Consider the following 10,391-nt stretch of genomic DNA (forward strand, 5'->3'; position numbering starts at 1 on the left):
ACCGAACAAAAAAGAAAGACATATAAGGAAAATAGTACAAATTTATCAATTTGCATAAAAAATAAAAAGAAGTGGTAGATTTAATAAAAAATTCTACCACTTTGTCAACAGCCTGAAATACTCCCATAAGGGAGTATTGTTACCATTGGAAAATCAATTTCCATTGAAACGAGTCCATGAAACCATTATCTTTGCATCTTGATGCTCTAGACATATAATGTGTGAATTTCAGATTTTTCAAACTAGATTTAATAATTCTCTTGTGTATTAAAATACGTAATTGTGCAAATCAATGATAACAGTCAAAATAATACAAAAATCACCTACGAATATGAAGATGCTAACAGATAACTGATAAAATATTAAAACACAATTTAAATGAAAGAGAGTATGCAGTAATATTATTGTCGATGAAACAGTATGTGAAGATTATTTCATTGATGGCAGACTGTTGACAGAATCGAAGTCTAAAACCGATACTACTTTTAAAAGGTTTAAAAAGAAGGTTAAAACACTTGATTCTAATTCGTTATGGAAAATCTCTGGATTAACAGCCTTACCAAGCAGAGTAAGATTATTATCATTTGTTCACCATATTATAAAACTAAAAGTTTAAGTCAATCAAATTTTTTAAATCTTGTATTTCTTTTAATGTGACTATCTTCACCATTTCTTTAATTTCGAAACAAATTCAAATTCCTATAATTGCTCTTCTAATATGCATAATTTTCGAGCAGTTATGCTATCTATATTCTATTCACTCCCTATAGTCTATTAACTATTCCATCCAAATATATAAACTAAGTATCCAATTATTAGGCCACCCAATACTGTAATTAATAAATCAAGAATTATTTTTTTGAAATTACTCTTTTCTTTTTCGAATTTATTGTTATTGCCAATTGTCGATTTATTTATGTTATTATTATTTCCTATATTAATTTTCATTATTATCTCCTACGATACTATCATTTATTTTATTACTATCACCAATACTAATTGAGTTATCATTATATACAATTTGTATAATTTCTTTGAGTACTACTTCTTTTTTTTGAACATCAGAAAAATCTATATACAATTCATCGAGGTTTCCGTAGTTATATTCTAACAATTTAAAGATATCCAACACTTTATCCTTAATAATTGATAAAATATTATTATACGAATAAATACTTAATTTTCTTCTTGCTCGTATTACGGTTCCATTTATTGATTTGTAATTATCAACTAGTAATGTATTAGCATCAAGATATAAAGAATGCTCTTCAGATTCATTTTCTGCCTCAGCCATCTTTATCAGCGCAGAAATAGGATCATTTATTTCAAAAGAAGAAAAGAAATTGTATGCCTTTTCATCTGCTATAGGAATATTTACATTGTTATATATTGTGTAACCTACTTGTACGTCTCCTATAAGTATTGTATTTACTTTTCGATATTCTGGAATTTTAGTATCTTTAGCATATCCATTCATTTCATTATTAACCCAATTGTTTATTTCTAAATCATCTATATCTTCCAACATAAAATACAAGCTTTGCATAGCTTGAAGAACATTGATTTTATTCATAATCAAGTCTTTTATAATTTTGCTTCGCGTTTTTGGCATATAATTCTCCCTTCAATTTTATTTATTGAAAATTATGCATTTATCTCTTTCAAAAATAAGAATGAATATAATTCTTATTTTAGGTAAATGTATCTAAGTTATTTTCTTTTATAAAATTAAATAATGTACTTCTACTAACTTTTAATTTTTTTGCCAGATGAACTTTAGATACTTTATTTTTTAATTGATTTTGTATATATTTCTCTTTTCCTGATAATTTTAAATTTTTTGATTTACTACCTATTGGTCGTCCTAATTTAATACCATCTGTTTTTTTCTTAGCTAGTGCTTCCTTTGTTCTTCGGCTTATTAAATCCCTTTCAATTTCAGCACTTAAACCAAACGCAAAAGCTAAAACCTTGGATGTTAAATCATCGCCTAATCTATAGTTATCTTTAATAGTCCACACTTTGACTCCCTTATCCATACATAGATTCAAAATAGACATAATCATAAACATTGATCGTCCTAATCTTGATAATTCCGAGCAAATCAAAATATCATTGTTATCAAGTGTTTTTAATAATTTTCCTAGTTTTCTTTCACCAACTTTCTTTGTACCTGAAATAGTTTCTTCAATCCATATATCTATATTAATATTTTCATTTTTACAGAAATTGTTTATTTCAAATCGTTGATTCTCTACAGTTTGTTTGTCAGTACTGACTCTAATATAACCATAAATCATCTTCTAACCCTCCTTATTTTTAAACAGATCATCATGAATGATATAACGTATATATAAAACGTTCATTTTTTAAAAACAAATTCCGGAAAAAAAGGACAGGGTATGCCAGTAGTAAGAAATCCTCAGTTTTATTTTAAGGAGGGTTTTTGTTGGTCAGACATAAATACAACATACTTAAAATGTCGCATCAAAGAGAAAAGTATAAATGATGTCAAAAGTATGAGTCTTTATGGATTAAGCTGTTTATGTCCTGAAAGCTATTTGATTAGTATAATAAACTCTACATTTATCAGTTTATATGTTGATTCATTTATCAATAATACACAAACTTTTCAAATCAACGACGCTAGACAATTACCTATTATAATTCCTACAGACAAACAACTTAAAGAAATTAACACTATATTTGAAGAAGCAATTCAAATTAAAAAATTATATTTCAATATGGAAATAAATTATGATCAAACTCAAAATAAGCTAGAAATTTTACAAAATAAGATAGACCAAATAATAGAAAAACTATATTCTATATAAATTTCTAATAAACATTTCAATTTCTATTTCTACTTTTTCTAATTCTTCATCATTCAACATTAAATTATTTTTTATTTCAAATGCTTTGTCAAATAAAGTTCTACATTTCACCAATTGTTCAGCTGAAGGAATAATTATTGGCAACTGACGAGCATCATTAATTTGAAAATGACTAGTATTGTTGATAAAAGTATCTACGTAGTAACTTATAAATTTTGTGTTAATTAACGTCACATAAAACCAATCTGGAATATTAGTTTGTGTAAATAATGTCATACTTACTACATCAAAAATACCTTTATCTTTTAATCGGGATTTTAGAAAAGTAGAATTAATATCAGTCCAACAAAAACCCTCTTTAAAAAAGTACATATAGCCCTGATATCTAGCTCTTTTATCTGTCTTTAATAAATGAACATTTTCTTTGGTCCATGATATTACAAACGGTGTTTTTAAATACCATCTATTACCGTCTTTATCTCCTTTATCATATAGAACATAATGTGGTTTTTTTTCTGAAATTCCGTTTTCCTTTTCATCATCAGTTAAATCATTTATATTTGCTATTTCTTCTTCGTTAACAATTTTATATAAATAACCTTGACCAAATATATCCCTGCCATATTTTTCCTTCAACGAATCAAATAATTCTGCGATTTCTTTTTCGCTTAGTGAATTTAAATATGAATAAATAGAAGCTACACTCTCCAACTCGGTAATATTATATTTTGCAATTGCTTCTTTTAATTTTTTTGGACGAGTGTTAATGATATTATCTGCCCATTTCGTACATTTTCTAACAGCAATATATTTACCATTATTTCCGGTTTGTAATCCTACCCCTCCATCTGTTAGACATCCTAAAAGGGTTACATCTCCTGGCTTTAATGACTCTCTATAAATAGATAATTCTTTTTTATTTTTTGTAATGTTTTTACTTGTAGAAATTTTACCCCACCATTTTCTATATAATTCACTTACAATATTGTTAAATTGATTATAAATTTTTATATTAGAATCAGTAGGAATAAAAATCACTTGATTATTTGCATTTAAATATATAGATTGACGTACCTCATAAATTTTAGGATTATCAAATGATTCTTTTCCATCATAAAACTTAATAAGGTTGGTACCATCGCTTTCCAATTTATTTGCGAATATAATACATGTATCCACCATCGCAGCCTCAAATGGATTAGCTGTATCAAAAATATAATTGATTTTATATTTCAATAACAATTCACGTAAATTTTTCTTTGTTTGAGTTGTCCAAAATGATTTTGAAGTAATAAAGCTTATGTTTCCATTATCCTTTAAAATTTTCATTCCTAAAAAATAGAAATGACTGTAAGTATCGTCTGCAAAACCGTATTCTTCTTTAAGAGAAGGTTTTTCACTATTATCTACTCCTTTCGTTGAAATATAAGGTGGATTTCCTATAACGATATCAAATCCCCCATTTTCAAAAACCTCCATAAATTCCAATTTCCAAATAAAGAAAGGCTTTGATTTTTCTTTTAAGATTGAAGAAAGTTTTTCCGCTTCTTTTGTTTTACCGTCTCGTTCTAATAATGAAGTAATTAAATCAATTTGTTTTCTTTCAATTTCATCTAATTTCAATGTTTTTTGTGTATCATCTGTTATTCTAAAGAATAACTTTTTATCAATTTTAATACTTTCTATTAAATCATCAATCCATTCATAATCAAACAATGATCTTTTTATAATTTTTCTTTCTTTTCTTTTTTTTGTATTCCAATTATCGTTCCATAACTCAATTCCTTCATAATGTTGAAATAATGAGTTTCCAGTTCTTAAATGAAAGTTCAAATTTGGAAGTGGTGCAGGCGCACTTCCTTCTATTTGTTGATCTACAAGTAAAGATAACCATAATCGTAGCTTAGCTATTTCAATAGCATCATATTCTAAATCTACGCCGTATAAGGTATTCTGAATACAATTCATTTTTATTTCATAACTTGTTTGTGGCTCTTCTAAATAAACATGTTGTAACGACAATCTTAACTTTGTGATTTCAGTCATCATACCTACTAAAAATGCACCAGATCCAACCGCTGGATCGACGATAGTCAAAGTTGCTAAATACTCATCTATATCTTTAGCAAATGCTTCAATAAAGTCTCTCTCCTTTAGAGCATCCCCATATCTAATATAACTTACAATTGAATCAAAATCTAAATCTAAATGACTGCATATTCTGTTAGCTAAGGCTTCTATACACATATTTTGAACTATATTACGCGGTGTATAAAAAGCCCCTTTATTTTTTCTTGATTCTATATCTAAAAGAGATTCAAAAATTCTACCTAGCATTTCGGGATCAATAGCAATTTCTTGTTCACTTGGATCAGATTCATCTACTGTAAAATTGTATTGAGAGAGCAAATCTATGAATCCTGATTCATCCTGGTTAAACCAAAATTCATTGGGAATCCCAAATTCAGTTTTTCTCCAATCATAATTATCAAGCGGATGAAATAATCCACCGTTAAGAAAAGGTACTTTCGCTCCCATGAAAATATCATCATCTCTTTTAGAATTTAATGCATCATAAAAGAGAGGTTCAAGAAATTCTTCAAAATAATTTGAACCGTTAAATGATTTGGTTGAATGAAAAATATAGTCTTTATCTCCCTGTCCCCAATCTTTGTCTTTAGGAACACCTATCCACCCTTTTTTTTGTACGAAAAACAAAAATACAATTTGTCCAAGTGTCTTTTTTGCAAATGTTACAGCATATTTTTGTGGTTTTTCATGTACGGATTTAGCTTGTTCAATAAATGCTTTATTCTTCACTAAGTATTTTGTTAATTCTTCAAATTTTTCTCTATACATTACATAAAAGTCTTTAGTTAATCTATTTACACTAAAAGCCTCATTCAATCTACTTAAAGAAGGTTTCTCTAAAGAATCATATATGGGTTCTAATTGTTGAACATATGTTTTAGTTGGTTCATCTTTTCCAACGAGAAAAGAAAAACGTTTAGCTGGTTTAAACTTTAACTCAATTCCTTTTTCACCAAAGTTATATTCGATAGTTACAAAAGACAATTTCCAATTTTCTCTTATCTTATCATAATAGGCTACAAGTGCAGCATTAAATCCAATAAATTCGTTTGCTAAAAGATAAGAGATAAATTGTCTTTGAGCTTTCTGTGCTGAACTATTATTCTTAACTTTTACTGAAATTATTACTACTCTTTTTCCATTGTTATCCGTATATTGTCCAAATATAGTATAGGATTCAATTGTACTTCTGAATGATAAAGGAATTATTGTGTTTTCTCTTAAAGGTACGGTTACTACATCCTTTAAAAAGTTAATTGCAAATTTTTTGAAAGTTTCTTGATTGTAAGGAACTGTTAGTAATTTTTTTATACTATCCATTAATTATTTCTCCCTTGTTAAATATTCTGATAAAACAATTATGTCAGGTTTTTTTAACGAATTGGTGACATCATAGTTATCTCTTTCCATCAAATATACATCATCAATTATTGTTTTAAACGCTTTGATCAAATCATCCACAGAGCTAGTATTTTTATCTATTTCTTTTTTTACATCTTTAAATATTCTACTATTTAATGATCCTCTAATTATTGCAGCATTTACTTTTTCTAAATATGTTCTGTCATTAACACTAATTGTTGTTAAATTTAATAATGCATTTATATATTGTCTTACCTTTTTTTCATTAGGTGATTGCGAAGTTCCAATACTATTGCTTTTTGAATTATCAATAATATTTGAAAATAATCTTCTATTAGAATCCAAGCCATCAAAATAGTTTTCTGGAATACTAATACTTTTCTCCTTTTCATTTGATTCCAAATAATTTATTGCTTCTTCAAAATCTATTTCATTTGATACACCATTTTCATATTTTATAAATTTTTTAATCCATCCTTTTTTTATAAATGTAATTAGTTTGCTATCTTCATTTGTGCTTTTTGCAACTCTAATCTTATCAGGTAATTTTTGTATTTTATCAGCAAGTTTTGGATTATTTTGAATAATATCATTAATTTTTTGTATATATGTCATTTGTAATGCATTAGAATTCATTGCTTCTTCATCAGGCAATTTGTTAGCCATCATTAAAAAGTCATATAAATTATATGATTTTACATTTTCATCATTTGTTATTGTTTTAGAATCTTCACCAAGCAACTCATTAAACATTTGTATTTTTACCTTTATGGCATCTTCAAGTGATAAATGTTCTCGTGTATTTGCTCTGGGAAAGAAATTGTATACATGCAAAATTTCATTTTTAGATCCAACACGATTAATTCTTCCAACCCTTTGCATAATTCGTGTTGGATTCCAGGGTAAATCATAATTTATCAAAATAGAAGCCTTGTGCAAGTTTATTCCTTCACTTAATGTATCAGTTGCTATTAAAATTCTTTTATCATTAATTTCTTTTTTATCAAATAATGGGTCAAAATTATATTGTATAAATCGTTTCTTTTCCATGCTGTCTTTTCCACTAAAATCAATGACAACATCTCCAAAATCATTTTTTAATTTTTTAAATAAATAATCTACGGTATCTTTTGCTTCAGAAAAAATAATGATTTTTTCTTTATTTAATAGTCTGATTTTTTCTTTTAGCAAATCATACTTAGAATCACGATTTTGAATATCAAGACTATTCCATAATTCATAAATTTCTTTTAGAAGCTCATGATCACGTATTACCTTATCTATATAATCATCTTCAAAATCAGAAGGTTTATAACTTTCCACATTTGATGAATCAATTGTCAATTTGAATATTTCTTCATCCATTTGTTCAAAATCACTAAAACTATATTTTGTATGGGAAGCAGAACCAACTACAACTCTGCCCGATTCATATAAGCTGATGAACCCTTCTGAAGAATTCATAATATTTTTTACTGTGCTTAAAAAAGCATAGATAGAACTTTCTAATCGTTTAACTAATAAAGTTTTAATAAATCCTTTCATATTTTCTTGCCTAGCCTTATCTGACCCAACTCTTTTTTTATCTTTCAAATACAGTAATGGTGCGTATCTTGCATATGAAAATTTCTTCAATAATTCTATTGTAGTATTAAAAGCTTGATCCATTTCTACATCATACATATAATCCAATCTAATAGGATCCTCTAATTTTGGAAAATGTAAATTTTGTTTTTCTAAATCTTCTTTATAGTATTTACTTATCTCGGTTCTAGTTCTTCTGATTAAAACATGTCTTAGAACCTTGTCACGAACATTTGATGCAACTCTTGATATAGTTTTAGGATCATTCTTACTCAGCTTTAATTCCTTGTGTAATTCGCTAAAATATTTGTCTAAATCTTTGTTATCAGGAATTATTGATGAATTTCGCGAATCTTGGAAGAGTGTAATTAAATTAGCAATGTCTAGTATAGTGTTATTTTGTGGTGTAGCCGTAATGAGAACTACCCCCTTACCGTAACAAATCTTTTTTAAGTATTGGAATTCTGTTGATGATGAATTTCTAAAGCGGTGAGCTTCATCAACAAATACATGTTTAAATGATGCTAAATCATCCCATTGAGCCACTTGATCGACAATCCCAAGAGAAACAACCTTATCTGATTTTTTATATCCAAATTCTGATAAAACATGCTCCCAATTATCCTTCACAACAGGAGGTACAATAAATAATTTTCTACCATCTAACAGTTTTCCTAACATTGCAGCAATGTATGTTTTACCTAATCCAACGACATCAGAAATGATGACACCTCCATGTTTTGCTAATATTTTTCTAGCTTGAGTAACAGCATCTTCTTGGTATTGTAATTTCATATAACCATCAGGCCAATCATAGTCTATTTTACGAGTTTGTATTTCTTCTTCGAAGTAAACAAATATTGTTTTTAAGAAGAGTTCGTATGGGGAAATGTTTTTATTCATCCAAGTGTCATTTTTAATGGTATCTAATATCTCAGTAGTAATTTCTTTTGATTTTTGCCAGAGCTCATCAAAAAAATCTAATGCATATCGAACATTAACTTGGTCTTTCAGTTCAACATTAAATTCGATATTTTTATCTAAACCATTAAATGTGAAGTTACTAGATCCTGTAATAAGATTTCCAAATTGATCTGGTACTATATCTGGATTTTTTCTTACTATATATAATTTTGCATGTACATTTTTCTCAAAACACATTCTAATATGTAATTTCCCAGTATTTATCCATTCACAAAATTTGATTATTCCGTTCTCCATATTTAAATTATCATCAGACGTTGCATTAAATTCCTCAATAACTTTCATTTGTATGCTTTGAATAGCGTTATGTCCAGACAATTCAAATATATCTACGGCTTTAATTGTATCAATATCAGTTCCTAACCCGATAAGAATTCTGATTTCTTCTATATCTTCTAACTGTTCTTGGATCAAATAAAAACCACTAATCCGAAAATAACCTACTAAAACATCAAAATATTTTGAATTTGTTAGAAGAATATTTAAACGATCTGATAATTTTATTCCATCTTCATTTTTATTCGTAAAAACAGTTAAATCTGTATTTCGCATAATTGTCCCCCTTTTTTTCTACTTTTCATGATTTATTTCAACAACATCTTCAATATTGCAATCTAGTCCTCGACAAATTTTGACCAAAACTTCCATAGAAACATATTCATTTTTAGAGAGTTTGGCTAATGTATTTTGTCCAATCCCCACCATACGCGCAAATTCAGTTTTCTTTAATTCTTTATCAATCAATAATTTGAATAATTTTTTATAACTAACATTCATATCTTTTTTCTCTCTTTCTATCTAATTATAATCTATAATCCAACTTAATAATAGATAAATCTTTATGTATGCAAATATTTTTACTAATAACGAAATAAAAAGCCCCATTTTGAGAAGTTCAAATTTCTTCTATAAATATATTTTTCCACTTTAAACCATATCTCTAACTTGCATTTCTGTGCTTAATTTTCTTTTATAATCTATTCAGTTGTTTAGTTAAAACTTTGATTTCAAATGATATCATACGCTTTGATTTGTGTGTAAAATATTTATCATTAGCTAATCAACCATCTTTTTCTTCTTTCGAATTTGTTTTTACCATTGATAATAAAAGTACTAACTTTGTTTTGATAAATAAAATTATTTTACTTTTGTTCTTGATAAGTTTTTAATTAAAAGATATATTCCATTTGGTTTTTTTGACGTATAGTTTTCTTAGATAATCTTCTATCTTCTTTAATAGTCGCCTTACTTCCTAAGATAGATATTGTTGTTCTTGTAGACAAAATATTAATTAAAATTAAAGATCACTTATAAGCAATGTCATTAAGTTAAGGACTGAATGACATTCGAGGGTTATATTGCAAATATACCCTCTCTCTTTTTTTATTATTTTTCAAAGAAAAGTATTAACATTGCAACGATAGTGTGCGGCCTATTATCAATTTTTTATTGATAATAGGCCAATTGTTTATAGGTATATCTTGGAGGTACTTGATCATGAATAGCTATAAACATCTTAAAAACGTCCTTTTTCAC

At 27.2% G+C, this 10,391-nt stretch carries 7 protein-coding genes; 1 reads left to right on the forward strand and 6 read right to left on the reverse strand.

Going from position 1 to position 10,391, the window contains the following annotated elements; all coding sequences use genetic code 11:
* Positions 1–774: 774 nt before the first annotated feature.
* From B5G32_RS13860 to B5G32_RS12530, 3 genes are all read right to left on the reverse strand, one after another.
* Positions 775–948 carry a hypothetical protein gene (locus B5G32_RS13860; RefSeq protein ID WP_158094024.1) on the reverse strand — a complete coding sequence of 58 codons (174 nt, stop codon included), beginning with the start codon at positions 946–948 and terminating at the stop codon, positions 775–777.
* A complete protein-coding gene (locus B5G32_RS12525) occupies positions 938–1,612 on the reverse strand; it encodes an AbiTii domain-containing protein (protein ID WP_087936837.1) in 675 nt (224 codons plus the stop codon). The genes B5G32_RS13860 and B5G32_RS12525 overlap by 11 nt, the downstream gene beginning before the upstream one ends.
* Positions 1,613–1,691: 79 nt before the next feature.
* Entirely contained in the window at positions 1,692–2,300 is a 609-nt protein-coding gene (locus tag B5G32_RS12530; RefSeq protein ID WP_087936838.1) for a master DNA invertase Mpi family serine-type recombinase, read from the reverse strand.
* A 102-nt stretch (positions 2,301–2,402) separates the two neighbouring features.
* Between B5G32_RS12530 and B5G32_RS12535 the strand changes: the two genes are divergently transcribed.
* Positions 2,403–2,834, forward strand: a complete 432-nt coding sequence (locus B5G32_RS12535) for a hypothetical protein (protein WP_204209732.1) — start codon at positions 2,403–2,405, stop codon at positions 2,832–2,834.
* Here B5G32_RS12535 and B5G32_RS12540 read toward each other — a convergent pair.
* From B5G32_RS12540 to B5G32_RS12550, 3 genes are read right to left on the reverse strand one after another with little or no spacing between them, the layout of a single operon-like run.
* The gene (locus B5G32_RS12540; protein WP_087936839.1) at positions 2,820–6,245 is read right to left on the reverse strand and encodes an Eco57I restriction-modification methylase domain-containing protein; all 3,426 of its coding nucleotides are present in this window, start codon (positions 6,243–6,245) and stop codon (positions 2,820–2,822) included. The genes B5G32_RS12535 and B5G32_RS12540 overlap by 15 nt on opposite strands.
* A gap of 3 nt (positions 6,246–6,248) precedes the next feature.
* Positions 6,249–9,407 (reverse strand): helicase-related protein, encoded by a 3,159-nt coding sequence (locus B5G32_RS12545; RefSeq protein WP_087936840.1) that lies wholly within the window; start codon positions 9,405–9,407, stop codon positions 6,249–6,251.
* Between the two features lie 18 nt (positions 9,408–9,425).
* Positions 9,426–9,632 carry a helix-turn-helix domain-containing protein gene (locus B5G32_RS12550; protein WP_087936841.1) on the reverse strand — a complete coding sequence of 69 codons (207 nt, stop codon included), beginning with the start codon at positions 9,630–9,632 and terminating at the stop codon, positions 9,426–9,428.
* Positions 9,633–10,391: the final 759 nt, after the last annotated feature.

Origin of the sequence: Massilimicrobiota sp. An80 (assembly GCF_002159255.1) — a bacterium.
Lineage (GTDB): Bacteria > Bacillota_I > Bacilli_A > Erysipelotrichales > Coprobacillaceae > Allocoprobacillus > Allocoprobacillus merdigallinarum.